We start from the raw sequence: 15,997 nt of genomic DNA, 5'->3' as shown, positions 1-15,997 counted from the left end.
ACCCCTGACCACGTTCGAAGGAGCCACATCATGGCAGTCCGCACCGCACGCACCGCATGGAACGGCACCCTCCAGGAGGGAACCGGACAGGTCGAGCTCACGAGCTCCGGCGTCGGGACGTTCGACGTCAGCTTCCCGCGTCGCACGGCCGACGAGGCCGGGGGAGTCACGAGCCCCGAGGAGCTCATCGCGGCCGCGCACACCTCCTGCTACGCGATGCAGCTCTCCGGAGTGATCGGCGCCGCGGGCGGCACGCCCGTCGCGCTCGACGTCTCGGCCGACGTCACGCTGACGCCGGACCCGGCGGGCGGCCTGCGGATCTCCGCGATCGCCCTCACGGTCCGTGGCGAGGTCGAGGGCCTCGACGAGGCCGGCTTCCTCGAGGCGGCGGAGACGGCCAAGGCCACCTGCCCGGTCTCCAAGGCGCTCACGGGCACGACGATCACGCTCGACGCGACCTACGAGTCCTGACGGTTCCGGGCGCGGAACCCGAGGCCGGTCAGGCAGGCTGCGCGAGCTGCCGACCGGCCTCGGGTCCGGAACCCTCACGTCGGCGTCAGTGCGGCAGCAGCGGCGGGCTCTGCGTGCCCGCGCCCTCGACCAGTCCGTCGACGACCTCGGCGACCGTCGACCGGGCGTCGTGCGACGGCGCCCAGCGCAGCAGCCTGCGCGCCCGCGACGCGTCGAGGACCGGCACCGCGAGCGCGACGTCGAACCACCCCGGGTCGAGCGGGACGGCCCGCGCCGCCCAGGCCAGGGCGACCAGGCGCCGCAGCGACGTGGGCGAGACCTCACGGAGCTTTCCCTGCGAGACGATCGCGGCGACGTCGGGCCCCGAGAGGACCTCCGGAGCGGCGACGTTGAACGTGCCCGCGTGGCGCCCCACGAGGATCGCGCGATAAGCCTCTGCCAGGTCGTCCGCGTGGACGACCTGGAGCCGCATCCCGCGCGGCCACACGAGCGTCGGCAGGAATCCCCTGCGGCGAAGCGGCACGGGCAGGAGCCGACCGAAGAACAACCGTGACACCTCGCTCGCGGCGTCGCGCTGGAACGTGAACGGGGCACGCACGCGCGTCACCACGACGTTCGGGTGAGCGGCCGCGAACCGGTCGAGGAGCTCCTCGACCTCGACCTTCTGGGCGCTGCTGACCGACCCCGCGATGCCCGCGGTGGGCCAGTACTCGTCACGCGGGACGTCGTCGAACGCGGGCGAGCACGCGCTCGCGCACGACGCGACGACCAGGTGCCCCACCCCCGCGCGTGCCGCGGCCGCGGCGACCCGTCGCGTGCCCTCGACGTTGACGCGGGCCAGCTCGTCCCGGTCGTGCGCGGGCTCGATCGCCCACGCGAGATGCACCACGGCGTCCGCGCCCACGAACGCCCCCTCGAGCCGCGAGGTCACGACGTCCTCCGGGTCCCTCAGGTCGCACCGCACCCACTCGGCGGAGTCGAACGGCGCGACGACCGTGCTCGAGCCGTCCGCGCGCGGCACACGGCTCGCGACGCCCACGACCGAGGTCACGACCGGTTCGTCCGCGAGCCTGCGCAGGAGGGCCGACCCGACGTTGCCGCTCGCACCCACGATCACGGCGCGCATGAAGTCTCCTCTCGTCGCCCGTTTTCCCAGGCTACCGACGATGCGCCGCCTCGGCCGGGGGACGTACGACCTTCACCCGGCCGGCAGGGGACAAGGTGCGCTCCCCGGCGGTCCAACGGAAGATCGACGGGAGGCCGCCGCGGCGTATCCCGGTGGGCCTCGCCACGAGAGGACCCGAAGGTGCAGATCACGTTGGACGACGTCCAGGTCGAGGGTCGGCGCTCGCCGATGCTCGAGGCCACCACCCTCAGCGTCTCGTCGGGCGAGTGCGTGCTCCTCGCGGGCGAGCCCGGGCACGGGCACACCGCGCTCGCGCTCGTCGCGACCGGGCGGCTCGCGCCGTACACGGGGACGGTCACGCTCGTGGAGGACGACGGCTCGACCACCACGTCCACGGCCGAGCTGCGTCGTGTCACGGCCGTGGTCGACGTGCCGGGCATCTCCGAGCCCGACGAGGCGCTCACGGTCGGCGACGTCGTCGCGGAGGAGCTCTCGCTCGCGGGCCGGCGGTCGCTGCCCGGCGACGCCACGCGGTGGCTCGCCGACCACGACCTGCTCGACCGTCGGGGCGAGCGCATCGACGCGCTGCACGGCGCGGTGCGGACCGCGCTCCTGTCCTCGCTCGCGTCCGAGCGCAAGGACGTCCGGTTCGTCGTGCTGACGCTCCCCGACCGGCACAGCGGCGAGCCGTCGGGCTGGTGGTCGGTCGCGGAGTCCCTCGCCTCGCTCGGGTACGGGGTCCTGGTCGAGTGCACGCGGTCCTCGGCCCGTGACCTCGGGGCGGACCTGCCCCCCGCTCGCGGTGCGGACGCCCTGCGGGCCGCGCCCGTCGAGGCGTTGCGGACCCGGCCCGAGCCCGCGGTGCTCGCACCGGAGGGCGGTGGTCTCGAGGAGGAGGGCGCCGAGCTGACCGACCCGACCCTGCTCTTCGACCGCGAGGCCCCCGGCAGGCACCAGGCCGTCGGCGAGGCCCCCGGTGGTGCCGAGCCGCCGGGGCTCCCGGCCGCGGCGGATCCCGCTGTGCCCGTCGCGCCCCCGGTGCCCGTGGATCCTGCTGTGCCCGTCGCGCCCCCGGGGCCCGTCGATCCCGACGCTCCCGCCCCCGGGAAGGAGACCGACCGATGACCGCCATCCGCCTGGGCATCTCGGAGCTGCGGCGCATCAGCGCGGGCACGCTGCCGAAGCTCGCGATCCTCGCCATGATCGTCATCCCGACGCTCTACTCGGGCCTCTACCTGTTCGCCAACGAGAACCCGTACGACAAGCTCCAGGAGATCCCCGCAGCCTTCGTGGTCCAGGACCGCGGCGCGACGGTCGAGGACGCGGCCGACGGCACGTCGACCCAGACCAACTTCGGCGACGAGGTGGCCAAGCAGCTGCTCAGCGGCGACGGCGGGTTCGGCTGGGTCGAGACGAGCCAGGCCGACGCCGAGGTGGGCGTGCGCTCGGGGCGCTTCGACGCGGCGCTCATCATCGGGCCGACGTTCTCCGAGGACCTCGCGTCCTCGGGCAAGTTCGAGCCCCAGCAGGCGAGCCTGATCCTCATCACCAACGACGCCAACAACTACCTGGCCGCGACCATCGCCGACACGATCGTCGGCAAGGTCCGCGACTCGATCGCCGAGCAGGTCGGCACCGAGGCCGCGGACACGTTCCTCAAGGGCTTCGCGTCGATCCACACCAACCTCGCGAGCGGGGTCGACGGCGCGCAGAAGCTGGTCGACGGTGCCACGCAGCTCTCCGACGGGACCGTGCAGCTCGTCGACGGCACCGCGCGGCTCGCCTCGGGGGCGGGGGAGACGGCGGCCGGCGCCTCGAAGCTCGCGACGGGGGCCGACGAGCTCGCGACCGCGAGCGGCAAGCTCTCCTCGGGCGCGGCCACGCTGTCGGACGGTCTCGACACGCTGCGCAGCAAGACCGCGAACCTCCCGTCCCAGACGCAGGAGCTGGCCGACGGCGCGCAGCAGGTCGCGGACGGCAACGCCCAGGTCGCGGGCTACGGGCAGGAGGCGGCCGCGGCGGCGAGGGACGTCGTCGGGCAGCTGGGGAACGCCCAGACGGACGTCGCGGCCCTGCTCGCCCAGCTCGTCGCCTCGGGAGACCTCACCCAGGAGCAGGCGGACCGGATCCTGCCCGTGGTGACCCAGGTGATCGACGACGTCACCCCGCGCGTGGAGGCTGCCGCGACCCAGGTCGAAGGCGCGTCGCAGAAGCTCGACGAGCTCAGCTCGGGCTCGGCGCAGGTCGCGGCGGGGGCCGCGACCCTCGCGGGCGCGACGCCCGCGCTCACGCAGGGCATCGCGACCGCGGCGTCAGGAGGCGACCAGCTCGCCTCGGGCGCGGCGCAGCTCGACGCGGGCGCGGACACGCTCGCGAGCGGGGCGGGCACGCTCGCCTCGGGCACGGCCCAGGTGTCCGACGGCGCCACGGAGCTGGCGTCCTCGAGCGTGACCCTGCGCGACGGGACGGGCGAGCTGCTGTCCGGCATGACCGAGCTGCGGGACGGGCTCGTGGCAGGGCTGGGCAAGATCCCCGACGTCGACGAGCAGACGCAGGAGGACACCGCGAAGACGATCGGCAACCCCGTCGGGGTCAAGAAGGACACGATCGCCAACGCCGGCACGTACGGGGCCGGGCTCGCCCCCTTCTTCATGTCGCTCGCGGCGTGGATCGGGGCCTACGTGCTCTTCCTGCTCGTACGGCCTCTGTCGACCAGGTCGCTCGCGGCCGGACGGCCCGCGTGGCAGACCGCGCTGGGCGGGTGGATCCCCCCGGCCGTGATCGGGATCGCGCAGGTCGCCCTCATGTTCACGGTCGTGAAGTTCGCGCTCGACATCGACCCCGTCTACGCCGTGGGGACCGCGGTGCTGCTGGTGCTCGCGTCCGCGACGTTCGTCGCGATCCTCCAGGCGCTCAACGTCTACCTGGGGGCAGTGGGGCAGTTCCTGGGGCTCGTGCTCATGCTGGTCCAGCTCGTCACGGCCGGCGGGACGTTCCCGTGGCAGACGATCCCGGAACCGCTGCGCTCGCTGCACAGGTTCCTGCCCATGTCCTACACGGTCGAGGGGCTGCGGCAGCTTCTGTACGGCGGAGACCTCGCGACGGTCGCACGCGACGTCGGGGTCCTGCTCGTCGTGCTCGCGGTCGCCCTGCTCGCGACGACGTACGCGGCGTACAAGCAACGGGTCTGGAGCCCGTCGAGGCTGCAGCCCGAGCTGGTGCTCTAGCGACCTGGCCCGGAGCGGATCGAGAGGCGGGGGGGGGGGGGGCGCCGACACGACCCCGGCGGCCGCATGTCGCGGGGGGACCCGGCTGCCGCCGTCGGGCCGGGCGGAGTGACGTGCACCGTGCCGGGCCGGACCACCCGGGATAGGTTCGGACCTGCACCCCGTCCCGCCCGAGAACCAGGAGTCGATCCACCATGAAGCTCGCCGAGGCCCTCGCGCTGCGCGCCGACCTCCAGCGCAGGCTCGCCCAGGTGGCGAGCCGTGCGGTCGCCAATGCACGGCACCAGGAGGGTGACCTGCCCGCCGAGGACCCTGTGGCGCTGCTCGCCGAGCACGAGCGGCTCGCGGCCCGGCTCGAGTCGCTCATCGCCCGGATCAACGCGGCCAACCTCGCGACCGAGGTGGAGCCCGGCCTGACCATGACCGCGGCGCTCGCCCGCCGGGACGTGCTGCGCCTGCGGCACCGTCTGCGGACCGACCTCGCCGACGCCGCGTCGGCCTCGCAGGACCGGTTCACACGCACCGAGCTGCGGTACGTGTCGGGCGTCGACGTGCCCGCGACCCGGGCACAGGCCGACGACCTGGCTCGGACGCTGCGCGAGCTCGACACGCGCATCCAGCAGGTCAACTGGACGGCGGACGTCGAGGACGACGTCGAGGAGTGAACCGCCTCGCACGGCCCTCCCGCAGTTCTCGGGGGACGGGTGGTCGGAGCGCCCGATCCCTCGTCCCGCAGTACCGTGGCGACCGGAGCGGACGGAAGTCGGTAGCCACGAGCGGGAGCGAGCACGACCCGGCCCGGGCAGGGCAACTCCAGGAGCCGGTGGGCAGGCTTGGACAGGGTCTCCCTGGCACATCGCAGCCCAGCACGGCGCACACGTGCACCGCGCACCCGGCACAGCGCACCACCGAGTGCTGACCCGCACGTGGCGAGGGTGGGTCCGGGGCCTTCCGTCCGCTCCGTACGCTCGGCACCCGTCCCACACCTGACACGGATCCCGGACACTCCCCGGACGGGCGTCACCCCCTCGAGGGAGTGGTGGGAGAATCGCCGACGTGACTGCTGAACTCGACGCCGCAGGAGCCCCCGTCCCGCCAGAGCGCACCACGGAGGCAGACGCCCAGCACGCCGCGAGGGCGGCCGCCGCCGAGGAGTCCGCGCGGTCCGCGGCCCTGCGCGAGGCCGAGCACGCGGCGGACGCGGCCCGCGAGGCCGTCGCTACCGCGGTGCGGACCACGACGCGCGGCATCGTCGACACCTCGACGCGCCGCCGGGCCGAGTACTCGACCGACGCCTCGAACTACCGCGTCGTCCCCGAGATGGTGGTCTTCCCGATCTCGACCGACGACGTCGTCGCGACGCTCGACGTGACGCGTGAGCTGGGCGTCCCGCTCACGGCGCGCGGCGCGGGCACGTCGGTCGCGGGCAACTCGATCGGCCCGGGCGTCGTGATCGACTTCTCGCGGCACGTCAACCGGGTCCTGTCGGTCGACCCGCAGGCCCGCACGGCGCGCATCGAGCCGGGCGTGGTCATGTCGACGCTCCAGAAGGCCGCGGCCCCGCACGGCCTGCGGTTCGGCCCGGACCCCTCGACGCAGAACCGCGCGACGCTCGGCGGCATGATCGGCAACAACGCGTGCGGCCCGCACGCGGTCGCCTACGGGCGCACCGCGGACAACGTGGTCGAGCTCGACGTGGTCGACGGCACGGGCCGGCGCTTCACCGCGGGCAAGGGCGACCCGACGTTCGCGGCCGTCCCGGGCCTCGCGAGGATCGTCCAGGACAACCTGGCGCTCATCCGCACCGAGTTCGGTCGGTTCGGCCGCCAGGTCTCGGGCTACTCGGTCGAGCACCTGCTGCCGGAGAACGGCTCCGACCTCGCCAAGATGCTCGTGGGCACCGAGGGCACGCTCGTGACGATCCTCGAGGCCACGGTCGCCCTGGTGCCGATGCCGAGCGCACCCACGCTCGTCGTCCTCGCCTACGAGGACATGCCCACCGCGGCCGACGACGTCCCCGCCCTCCTCTCGCTGAGCCCGCTCGCGGTCGAGGGCCTCGACGCGCGCCTCGTGGACGTGGTGCGCCGCGCCAAGGGCGCGGACTCGGTCCCCGAGCTGCCGCCGGGCGGCGGCTGGATGATGGTCGAGGTCGGGGGCGCGACCCCCGAGGAGGCGTACGCGAACGCCGAGGCGATCGTCGCGGCCTCCGCGTCGACGTCCACGCGCATCCTGCCCGCAGGTCCTGACGCCACGGCCATGTGGCAGATCCGGGCCGACGGCGCCGGGCTGGCCGGGCGCACCCCCGCGGGCGAGCAGGCGTGGCCGGGCTGGGAGGACTCCGCGGTCCCCCCGGAGAAGCTGGGCGCCTACCTGCGCGACCTCGACGCGCTCATGGCGCGCTACGGCGTCGACGGCCTGCCGTACGGGCACTTCGGCGACGGGTGCGTGCACCTGCGCATCGACATCCCGCTCGAGACGTCCGGGTCGGTGCTGCGCACCTTCATGACCGAGGCCGCGCAGCTCGTGGCCAAGTACGGCGGCTCGCTGTCGGGTGAGCACGGTGACGGGCGCGCCCGCTCGGAGCTGTTGCCCGTCATGTACTCACCCGAAGCCATCTCGCTGTTCGAGCAGATCAAGGCCCTGTTCGACCCGCAGGACGTGCTCAACCCGGGCGTGATCGTGCGCCCCAACGCGGTCGACGCGGACCTGCGCCGGCCCAGGGCGCTGCCCGTGCTGCCGACCAAGGGCGGCTTCTCGTTCAGCCACGACCACGGCGACATGACCCAGGCCGTCCACCGCTGCGTCGGTGTGGGCAAGTGCCGCGCGGACTCCTCGGCGTCGGGCGGGTTCATGTGCCCCTCGTACCAGGCGACCAAGGACGAGAAGGACGTCACGCGCGGCCGCGCCCGCGTGCTCCAGGACGCGATCAACGGCACGCTCGTGGGCGGGCTCACCTCTCCCGAGGTCCGCGACTCGCTCGACCTGTGCCTGTCATGCAAGGCGTGCTCGGCCGACTGCCCCGCAGGTGTCGACATGGCCCAGTACAAGGCCGAGGTCCTGCACCGGACCTACCAGGGCAAGCTGCGCCCCATGAACCACTACGCCCTGGGCTGGCTGCCGCGCTGGGCGCGCCTCGCGGGCATGATGCCGCGCGTCATCAACGCGGTGCTCGGCATCCGGCCGATCGCGAAGCTCGTGCTCAGCCTCGGCGGCATGGACTCGCGCCGCGAGGTGCCCCGCTTCGCCGAGGTCCCCTTCCGCACCTGGTGGAAGCGGGGAGGCGCGACGAACGGGGTGCCCGGGCTCGCCGTCGGGCAGACGCCCGGGCATCCCGCGAACCACACGCGGCCCAAGGTGGTGCTGTGGACCGACTCGTTCAGCGACGCGCTCGCGCCCTCGGTGCCGCAGTCCGCGGTCGCGGTGCTCGACGCCGCGGGCTACGACGTGATCGTGCCCGACCAGCAGGCCTGCTGCGGGCTGACCTGGATCAGCACGGGCCAGCTCGACGGCGCCCGCAAGCGCCTCGAGAACCTGCTCCAGGTCCTGGGGCCGTTCGCGGTCAACGGGATCCCGATCGTCGGGCTCGAGCCCTCGTGCACCGCGGTGCTGCGCTCCGACCTGCTCGACCTCTTCCCCGACGACCCGCGCGCGAAGGCCGTCGCGGCAGCGACCAACACCGTCGCCGAGCTGCTCACGAGCCCCGAGACGCGGCCCGCACCCGAGTCCGGGTGGAAGGTCCCCGACCTGTCCGACGTCACGGCCGTGGTCCAGCCGCACTGCCACCAGCACTCCGTCATGGGCTTCCAGGCCGACGAGAAGCTGCTGCGCGGTGCCGGCGCCACGATCGACACGCTCGCCGGGTGCTGCGGCCTCGCCGGGAACTTCGGCATGGAGAAGGGCCACTACGACGTGTCGGTGCAGGTCGCGGAGAACGCGCTCCTGCCCGCGCTGCGGGCCGCCGGGCCGAACGACATCTTCCTGGCCGACGGTTTCTCGTGCCGCACCCAGGCAGACCAGCTCGGGGGAGTGCAGGGCAAGGCGCTCGTCGAGCTGCTCGCGGAGCGCCTCTAGGGGCGCGGTGCCCGGACGTCCGGGAGGGGCTCGCCCGCCGTTGCTCCGACCTGCCACGTGAAGGGCGCGAAGTCGAGCGTCTCGTCGCGCCACGACGGCCTGCGGGCGCTGTACGCCCAGAACGGCAGCGCGACGAAGACCACGCTGAGGCCGACGAGCAGGCCCACGTACGTCGTCGGGCTGCCGACCTCGACCTGAGCGGGTGGCACGAAGCTCACGACGAGCGCGAGCGTGGCCGCGAGCAGCCCGCACCCGCCGATGACCCACACACCCACCATGCCGCCTGGCACGTGGTAGCGGCGCGGCCGGTCGGGCTGCGAGTACCGCAGCGCGATCACGGCCGCGAACATCAGGACGTACGCGACCAGGTACAGGATCACGGTGAGCTGACTCAGGAGCTGATAGGCCGCCTGGACCGACGGCAGGATCACGAACATCACGGACAGGGCCGTGACGATCGCGGCCTGCACGAGCAGGATGCGCGACGGCATGCCCGCGCGGTTGGTCCGGTGGAACCACCGGGGCAGGTAGCCCGCGCGCGCGACCGAGAGCAGCCCCGTCGCGGGGCCTGCGACCCAGGTCACGACGCCCGCGAGGACGCCCACGGCCAGCATCGCGGCCAGGACGGGTCCGGCCCAGCCGACGCCCGCCCAGCCGAGCAGCGTGTCGAACGCGGTCAGCAGGCTCTGCGTGAGGCTGATCTGCCCCTTCGGCACGACCACCGCGATCGCGAGCGTCCCCAGGACGAGCACGACGACGGCCCCGAGCGCGGCCACGAGGATCGCGATCGGGTAGTTGCGGATCGGGTTCCTGATCGACCGCACGTGGACCGCGTTCATCTCCATGCCCGCGTAGAACAGGAAGATGCCCGCGGCGAGCACGATGTTCGAGAACTTCGACAGGTCCGGCACGAACGCACCCCACGAGAGCTCGACCTGCGAGGTGTTGCCCGCCGCGAGGTAGGCGATCGCCAGGCCGATGAGGATCGTGGCGGGTACGAGCGTCCCCACGATCCCACCCCACTTCGCGACCTGCGAGAACGACCGCACGCCGCGCAGCGCGACGAGCGTCGCGAGCCAGAACACCCCGAGCACGACCGCGAGCACGAACAGCTTGTCGCCCGAGATCTGCTGGGCCGCCGCGGCGTCGCCCGTGTAGGCGAGCGTGACCGCGGCGAACGTGAGGATCGTCGGGAACCAGATGCAGCCCTCGATGAAGACCATGAGGATCGCGAGGAATCCCCACCGGCTCCCGAACGCCTCACCGACCCAGCGGAACATGCCGCCCTCCTCGGGCCAGCCGGTCGCGAGCTCGGCGGCCACGAGCCCCACGGGGGCCAGGAAGAACAGGGCGGCGAACAGGTAGTAGAACGTCGAGGCGAGCCCGTACTCGGCCTCGGCGGGCAGACCGCGCAGGCTCACGACCGCGACGATGTTCATGACGGCGAGGCCGGCGACCGTGATGGTCCCCGCGCCGGGTCTCGTGCGTTCTTGGCTCACGGGCTGGGCCTTCCTGCGACGGGCTGGTGCTGGGTCGGGGCCGACGGCGCGACTCACGCATCGTGGCACCGGTGGGGCGGTGGCGCGCGCGGAGGGCGCGTGGCGGGACCCCGCTGTGCCGGGCGTGGGTGAGCGCAGCGGGCGTCGGGCGTCCCGCGACGCGGGCGCGGGCTGGCAGCATGGTCGGCATGGAGTTCCAGGACGTCGTCCGTCGCCGCCGCATGGTCCGTCGCTTCACGGGGGAGCCGGTCGCGCCGCGCGCGGTCGAGCGCATGCTGCACAACGCGGTGCGCGCGCCCAACGCGGGCTTCACGCAGGGCTGGGCGTTCGTGGTCCTCGACCGGCCCGACGACGTCGCGCGCTTCTGGTCCGCGACCTCACCCGTGGTGGCGGGGGAGCCGGGCAGGGGTGGTGACGGCGCAGCGAGGTCCGCTGCGGGCGGGGCCGACGACGAGGTCCCTGCGCCCCCCGCGAAGGAGAGCCGGTGGCTCGCCGGGATGCGCACCGCCCCCGTGCTCGTGGTGGTCCTGACCTCGCGCGACGCCTACCTCGCGCGGTACGCCGAGGACGACAAGGCCCGTGCTGCGGCGCAGGCCGCGGGCGAGGACGAGTCGCCGTGGGACGTGCCGTACTGGCACGTCGACGCGGGCATGGCGTCGCTGCTCATGCTCCAGACGGCGGTCGACGAGGGGCTCGGGGCGTGCTTCTTCGGGGTGCCGCCCGGGCAGGTCGAGGCGTTGCGCGCCGAGCTCGGGGTGCCGCCCGAGCTCCTGGTCACCGGGGTGGTCGCGGTGGGGCACTCCGCGGAGCCCCTTCCTCGGGAGGGCGCGGTGGGAGCCGGGACCGGTGCTGCGCCGTCGGGCGGTTCGCCCTCGCGGCGCCCCCGGCGACCGCTCGAGGACGTGGTGCACCGCGGCGGGTGGTGAACCCGGGGCAACCCGCTGCCGCCCTGGCGCGGGACGCCCGGCGTCAGCGCAGGTCGAGCCGCATGAGCACGCGCGGGAAGCCGTTGAGCACCGAGCCGGTCGTCGCGGCCTGGGTGAAGCCCGCGTCCTCGAAGAGCTTCTTGGTGCCCGCGTACGCCATGGTCAGGTCGATCTTCCGGCCCTCGTTGTCGAGCGGGTACCCCTCGATCGCGGGCGCGCCGTGCTCGCGCGCGAACGCGACCGCGCCCTCGAGCAGCCGGTGCGAGATGCCCGCGCCTCGGTGCCCGGGGCGCACGCGCAGGCACCACACCGACCACACGTCGAGGTCGTCGACGTGCGGGATCTTGCGGTTGCGCGCGAAGGCCGTGTCGGCGCGCGGGTGGACCGCGGCCCAGCCCACGACCTCGTCCTCGTCGTAGGCGAGCACGCCCGGCGGCGGGTCCTGGCGGCAGAGCTCCTCGACGAGGGCCCCGCGCTCGGGGCCCACGAGCGCGACGTTCTCCTTCGAGCCGATGCGGTAGCTCAGGCACCAGCACACGTTGGCGTCGGGCCGCTTGGGCCCGACCATGGTCCGCACGTCGCCGAACACCGTCGCGGGCCGCACGTCGATCGCCATGCGGTCACGATGCCACCGGCATGCGGGACCGGCAATCGGCTGGTCGTCCTGAGGGGCCGGCGCCTCAGGCGCCCGAGCCCGCCCGGTCCATGGCCCGGTGCAGCTCCGCGAGCTCGTCGCGCGCCCGCACGTCCGCGGGCAGCTCGGCCCAGTCGTCGAGCGTGTCGAGGTCCACCGCGGTCCCGGTCCGCTGCACGACGGCGGCGCGCACGCCCTGCCGGGCCGCCTCGGCCAGGTGGGCCTCGAGGCTCCCGGCGCCGAACCGGAACGTGAACGGCGCGTCGGCCGCGAGCACCAGGAGGTTGGTGCCCGAGCGCGCCCGGTCGGTCGCGACGACGACCGGCGCCTCCTCGGCGAGCAGGGCCTCGACGTCCTCGACCGTGAGGGCGGGGAGGTCCGCGTGGGCGACCAGGAGGCGGGCGGGCCGTGCGGCCCCCTCACCGGGCCCCGAGGTGTCGACCACGAGCTCTCGACCGACGTCGAGCGCGGCGTTCAGGCCGGGGCGGCTCGCGGGCTGCAGGACGATCTGGAGCCGGCCGGGACCGTCGCCCTCGGCGCCGGCCTCGTCGCCCTCCGCGGGCGTGCCGGTCACCGCCGCCGCACCGGGGTCGTCGTCCAGGGGTGGCGGCACGGGCGGCACCAGGCTCCCCAGCGCGCGCCACGCGAACCGCGGGTCCGACGTCACGACCAGCACCCGTCCCACGGCCTCGCTCGCGAGCAGCGTCCCGACGACGTGCCGCGCGAGCACCGCGATCAGGCGGCTGCGCTCCGCGGGGTCGAGCACCGCCGCGAGCCGCGACTTCCCTGAGGACCCGTCGCGCAGCGGCACGACCGCGACGACGCGCTGCTCGGCCGGGACGGCGCTCGCCGCACGGGCGCTCCCTGGGCGCGGGGCGCCGTCGGGCAGGTCGCCCCGCGCGGGTGACGCGTCGGGCGAGGCCGGCGTGGCGCCGTCGGGCATCATGCCGATGCCGTGGCGAGGAGCTCGCGTGCCAGCCGCTCGCGTCCCTCCGCGCCACCCATGACCGTGTCCGTCACGAGCACCTCGAGCCCCAGGGCCTCGATCGCGGGCGCGAGGTCCCGGTCCGTCTCGTCGATGCACATGACGTCGACCAGTCCCACGTACAGGCGCGCGACGCCCAGGGCCGAGACGTCGTGCCCCAGGCTCGCGAGCACCGACGCCGCGGGCCCCTTGAGCGCGCGGCCACCGATGATCGGGCTCACCGCGACACGGCGCGCGGTCGACGAGGCGAGGGCGTCGCGGACCCCCGGCACGGCCAGGACGGGTGCGATCGACAGGAACGGGTTCGACGGGGCGACGACGAGCAGGTCCGCTCCCGAGACGGCGTCGAGCACGCCCGGGGCGGGAGCCGCCTGCTCGGCGCCCACGAACGTCAGCCCCAGGACCTCGTCCCGGTGCTGGCGGGCGACGAAGTACTCCTGGAAGCCGAGCGACCCGTCGGCCGTCTCGACCACGGTCGCGACCAGGTCGTCGGTCATCGGCAGGAGGTGCGAGCGCACCCCGAGCGAGGCCGTGATCTGGGCCGTGACCTCGGACAGCGTGTCCCCGGCGCGCAGGCGGGCCGTGCGCACCACGTGGGTCGCGAGGTCCTGGTCGCCCAGCGTGAACCACGTGTCCTCGCCCAGGCGCCGCATGGCGTCGAGCGTCGCGTAGGTCTCCCCGGCCAGGCCCCAGCCGCGCACGTCGTCGGCGAGCCCTGCGAGCGTGTAGGTCACGGTGTCGAGGTCGGGGCTGATCGCGAGACCGTGGAGCTCGACGTCGTCGGCCGTGTTGACCACGACCGTGAGGTCGGCCCCCGCGAGCTCCATGCCGTGGGCGAGCTTCGCCCCACCCACACCGCCTGCCAGGACCGTCACCCGCGCGTCGTTCACCACCGGACGAGCATAGTGGGGCGGTCTGGGACGGTCGGTCCCTGGCCGCCCCTCCGAGGGGGCGAGCTCAGAGCAGCGGCAGCATGCGTCCCAGGTCCGGGACTGAGTCCGAGGTGTGGAGCGGGGCGAGCGCGCGGGCCAGGTCGTCGGTGTCGTACGGGGTGCGGCCCGTCGCGAGCCGGACCCACAGGCGCGGGTCGACGACCTCGAGGCTCCACCCGCCGCGCGTCACGACGATACGCAGCAGCTCGGCCGCGACCAGGTCCAGGGCAGCGCGGTCGACGGCCTTCTCCGCGACCCCCGGCAGGCTGCGCTCGAGGTCGTCGGCGTGCACGACGAGCTCGATGAGCCGGGAGACGACCATGTCGCGCAGCGTGATGGGGCCGCGGCGGGCCTGGATCACGGTCTCGGTCGGGGCGAGCTCGTCGAGGCGCGCGAACGCCCGGCGTGCGTAGCCCGAGACCGCTGTGAGGCGGTCGGCCGCGATCTCCTCGTCGAGCGCGCGGGTCACCTGGGCGATCTGCTCGGCGCGCTCGGGGTACGTACCGAGGTACTCGGCGAGCGTGAGCGGGTTGGTGCCGGGTGCGACGGGCGTCGCGGCGACGAGCGCGTCCATGGCGCGCCCCAGGTGCGACACGAGCTCGCCCACGGTCCAGCCCGTCAGGACGCTGGGCTGGTCGACCGCGTCGTCCAGGGTGTCGTCGAGCGAGCCGAGCCACCTCTCCAGGCGGTCCCACTGGGCGTGGAGGGCGGCGGTGGCCTCGGTCAGGTCTGCGGTCATGGGGACATCGTGCCTGGTCGGGGGCGCGGCGTCACGCGCGGTGCGCGGGGCGGGACGCGGGCGGGCTGGCAGCGGCCGCGACACGGTCGACGAACCGGGGCGCCGCCGCACACGACGCGCGACGGCCTCAGACCTGGGCGCGCTCCGCGAGGAACTGCGTGACGATGGGCCCGAGCTGGTCGAACTCGATGAGGAAGCCGTCGTGCCCGAACTCCGAGTGCAGCAGCCGCAGAGGCTGCGCCCCGGGGACCTTCTGCGCGATGCGTGCCGAGTCCGCGGGGAGGAACAGACGGTCGGTGTCGACGGCCACGACGAGCGTGCGGGCCGTGATCTGGCCCAGTGCCTCGTCGACGCCGCCCCGGTCACGGCCCAGGTCGTGCGTCAGCATGGACTCGGTGAGCACGACGTAGGAGTTCGCGTCGAAGCGGCGCGAGAGCTTGTCGCCGTGGTGGTCGAGGTAGGACTGGACGGCGTAGCGCCCGTCCGTGAACGGGTCCTCGCCGCCCTGGGGCAGCCGGCCGAAGCGCTCGTCGAGCTCGCGTGCGCTGCGGTAGGTCGCGTGCGCGATCTGCCGCGCGATGCCCAGGCCCACGTGGGGTCCCTGGTCGTCGGGCACGTCGTAGTAGTCGCCGCCGCGGTACTGCGGGTCCGCACGGATGGCGCCGATCTGCGGGTGCGCCCAGGCGATCTGGTCTCCCGAGGTCTGCGCGGCCGACGCGATGACCGCGACGGACTCGACCGAGATGCCGGACTCGGGGCCGAGGATCGCCCACTCGAGCACGCGCAGCCCGCCCATGGACGCGCCGATCACGAGCGCCCACGACGAGATGCCGAGCGCCCGCGTGAGCTCGATCTCCACGGCGACCTGGTCGCGCGTCGTGATACGCGGGAAGCGCCCGCCCCAGGGACGACCGTCGGGGGCGGCCGAGGCGGGGCCCGTGGTGCCCTGGCAGCCGCCCAGGACGTTGGGGGCGACCACGAAGTAGCGGTCGGTGTCGATCGGAGCACCGGGCCCGACCATGGCCTCCCACCAGCCGGCCGACAGGTGGCCCGGGCCGGCAGGGCCGACGACGTGCGAGTCGCCCGTCAGGGCGTGCAGGACGAGCACCGCGTTCGACCCGTCGGGCGCGAGCGTGCCCCAGGTCTCGTACGCGACGCGGACGTCCGGAAGTCGTCCCCCGGCCTCGAGGTCGAACGTGCCGACGTCCGCGAAGAGCCGGGCCCCGACAGGGTCCCCTGCGCGCCACGCGGCCGTGGCCGGCACGGGCGCCTTGGCCCTCGCACGCGAGTCCGACCCGCGCCGCGCGGGCGGGTGGGAGGACGCGGAAGGGGGCGGGGGAGTCATTGCCGACCACTGTACGGCCGGGGCGCCCGGGGCGCCCCCGCC

The 15,997-nt window shown here is 74.2% G+C and carries 13 protein-coding genes; 6 read left to right on the top strand and 7 right to left on the bottom strand.

What is annotated here, in order from left to right; genetic code table 11:
* Positions 1 to 30: 30 nt before the first annotated feature.
* A complete protein-coding gene (locus H9641_RS06665; RefSeq protein WP_191802111.1) occupies positions 31 to 471 on the top strand; it encodes an OsmC family peroxiredoxin in 441 nt (146 codons plus the stop codon).
* Between the two features lie 85 nt (positions 472 to 556).
* On the opposite strand, the gene H9641_RS06660 is transcribed toward H9641_RS06665, so the two are convergent.
* Positions 557 to 1,597, bottom strand: a complete 1,041-nt coding sequence (locus tag H9641_RS06660) for an NAD-dependent epimerase/dehydratase family protein (protein ID WP_191802109.1) — start codon at positions 1,595 to 1,597, stop codon at positions 557 to 559.
* Between the two features lie 180 nt (positions 1,598 to 1,777).
* On the opposite strand from H9641_RS06660, the gene H9641_RS06655 reads away from it, so the two are divergent.
* The 4 genes from H9641_RS06655 (at position 1,778) to H9641_RS06640 (ending at position 8,895) form a co-directional block, all read left to right on the top strand.
* On the top strand, positions 1,778 to 2,722 hold the full coding sequence (locus H9641_RS06655) for an ABC transporter ATP-binding protein (protein WP_191802107.1): 945 nt from the start codon (positions 1,778 to 1,780) through the stop codon (positions 2,720 to 2,722).
* Positions 2,719 to 4,824, top strand: a complete 2,106-nt coding sequence (locus H9641_RS06650; RefSeq protein WP_191802105.1) for a YhgE/Pip domain-containing protein — start codon at positions 2,719 to 2,721, stop codon at positions 4,822 to 4,824. The genes H9641_RS06655 and H9641_RS06650 overlap by 4 nt, the downstream gene beginning before the upstream one ends.
* 194 nt (positions 4,825 to 5,018) lie before the next feature.
* Positions 5,019 to 5,489 (top strand): DIP1984 family protein, encoded by a 471-nt coding sequence (locus tag H9641_RS06645; protein ID WP_191802104.1) that lies wholly within the window; start codon positions 5,019 to 5,021, stop codon positions 5,487 to 5,489.
* A gap of 562 nt (positions 5,490 to 6,051) precedes the next feature.
* Positions 6,052 to 8,895: an FAD-binding and (Fe-S)-binding domain-containing protein gene (locus tag H9641_RS06640; protein ID WP_318244432.1), complete on the top strand. Its 2,844-nt coding sequence runs from the start codon at positions 6,052 to 6,054 to the stop codon at positions 8,893 to 8,895.
* On the opposite strand, the gene gadC is transcribed toward H9641_RS06640, so the two are convergent.
* Positions 8,892 to 10,394 (bottom strand): putative glutamine/gamma-aminobutyrate antiporter GadC, encoded by a 1,503-nt coding sequence (gene gadC, locus H9641_RS06635; RefSeq protein WP_318244421.1) that lies wholly within the window; start codon positions 10,392 to 10,394, stop codon positions 8,892 to 8,894. The genes H9641_RS06640 and gadC overlap by 4 nt on opposite strands.
* Before the next feature lie 188 nt (positions 10,395 to 10,582).
* Between gadC and H9641_RS06630 the strand changes: the two genes are divergently transcribed.
* Positions 10,583 to 11,320: a nitroreductase family protein gene (locus H9641_RS06630; RefSeq protein ID WP_191802102.1), complete on the top strand. Its 738-nt coding sequence runs from the start codon at positions 10,583 to 10,585 to the stop codon at positions 11,318 to 11,320.
* Between the two features lie 43 nt (positions 11,321 to 11,363).
* Here H9641_RS06630 and H9641_RS06625 read toward each other — a convergent pair whose 3' ends face one another.
* From H9641_RS06625 to metX, 5 genes are all read right to left on the bottom strand, one after another.
* Positions 11,364 to 11,936, bottom strand: a complete 573-nt coding sequence (locus H9641_RS06625; RefSeq protein WP_191802100.1) for a GNAT family N-acetyltransferase — start codon at positions 11,934 to 11,936, stop codon at positions 11,364 to 11,366.
* A 64-nt stretch (positions 11,937 to 12,000) separates the two neighbouring features.
* Positions 12,001 to 12,900, bottom strand: coding sequence for a 2-phospho-L-lactate guanylyltransferase (cofC, locus tag H9641_RS06620; protein WP_225220088.1), 900 nt, complete (start codon positions 12,898 to 12,900; stop codon positions 12,001 to 12,003).
* Positions 12,897 to 13,832 (bottom strand): 2-phospho-L-lactate transferase, encoded by a 936-nt coding sequence (gene cofD, locus H9641_RS06615; RefSeq protein ID WP_318244420.1) that lies wholly within the window; start codon positions 13,830 to 13,832, stop codon positions 12,897 to 12,899. The genes cofC and cofD overlap by 4 nt, the downstream gene beginning before the upstream one ends.
* A 64-nt stretch (positions 13,833 to 13,896) precedes the next feature.
* Positions 13,897 to 14,610 carry a maleylpyruvate isomerase N-terminal domain-containing protein gene (locus H9641_RS06610; protein ID WP_191802098.1) on the bottom strand — a complete coding sequence of 238 codons (714 nt, stop codon included), beginning with the start codon at positions 14,608 to 14,610 and terminating at the stop codon, positions 13,897 to 13,899.
* A 127-nt stretch (positions 14,611 to 14,737) separates the two neighbouring features.
* On the bottom strand, positions 14,738 to 15,955 hold the full coding sequence (metX, locus tag H9641_RS06605) for a homoserine O-acetyltransferase MetX (RefSeq protein WP_191802096.1): 1,218 nt from the start codon (positions 15,953 to 15,955) through the stop codon (positions 14,738 to 14,740).
* Positions 15,956 to 15,997: the final 42 nt, after the last annotated feature.

This window comes from Oerskovia merdavium (genome assembly GCF_014836755.1).
GTDB lineage: Bacteria > Actinomycetota > Actinomycetes > Actinomycetales > Cellulomonadaceae > Oerskovia > Oerskovia merdavium.
Note: the sequence above shows the minus strand (reverse complement) of the source record. Positions and strands in the feature narration are given on the sequence as shown.

What these genes read in the sequence shown, in the direction of transcription:
- metX (WP_191802096.1), bottom strand. Translation starts at nt 15,955, where the DNA reads ATGACTCCCCCGCCCCCTTCCGCGTCCTCCCACCCGCCCGCGCGGCGC.
- H9641_RS06625 (WP_191802100.1), bottom strand. Translation starts at nt 11,936, where the DNA reads ATGGCGATCGACGTGCGGCCCGCGACGGTGTTCGGCGACGTGCGGACC.
- H9641_RS06630 (WP_191802102.1), top strand. Translation starts at nt 10,583, where the DNA reads ATGGAGTTCCAGGACGTCGTCCGTCGCCGCCGCATGGTCCGTCGCTTC.
- H9641_RS06660 (WP_191802109.1), bottom strand. Translation starts at nt 1,597, where the DNA reads ATGCGCGCCGTGATCGTGGGTGCGAGCGGCAACGTCGGGTCGGCCCTC.
- cofC (WP_225220088.1), bottom strand. Translation starts at nt 12,900, where the DNA reads ATGATGCCCGACGGCGCCACGCCGGCCTCGCCCGACGCGTCACCCGCG.
- H9641_RS06665 (WP_191802111.1), top strand. Translation starts at nt 31, where the DNA reads ATGGCAGTCCGCACCGCACGCACCGCATGGAACGGCACCCTCCAGGAG.
- H9641_RS06610 (WP_191802098.1), bottom strand. Translation starts at nt 14,610, where the DNA reads ATGACCGCAGACCTGACCGAGGCCACCGCCGCCCTCCACGCCCAGTGG.
- H9641_RS06645 (WP_191802104.1), top strand. Translation starts at nt 5,019, where the DNA reads ATGAAGCTCGCCGAGGCCCTCGCGCTGCGCGCCGACCTCCAGCGCAGG.
- H9641_RS06650 (WP_191802105.1), top strand. Translation starts at nt 2,719, where the DNA reads ATGACCGCCATCCGCCTGGGCATCTCGGAGCTGCGGCGCATCAGCGCG.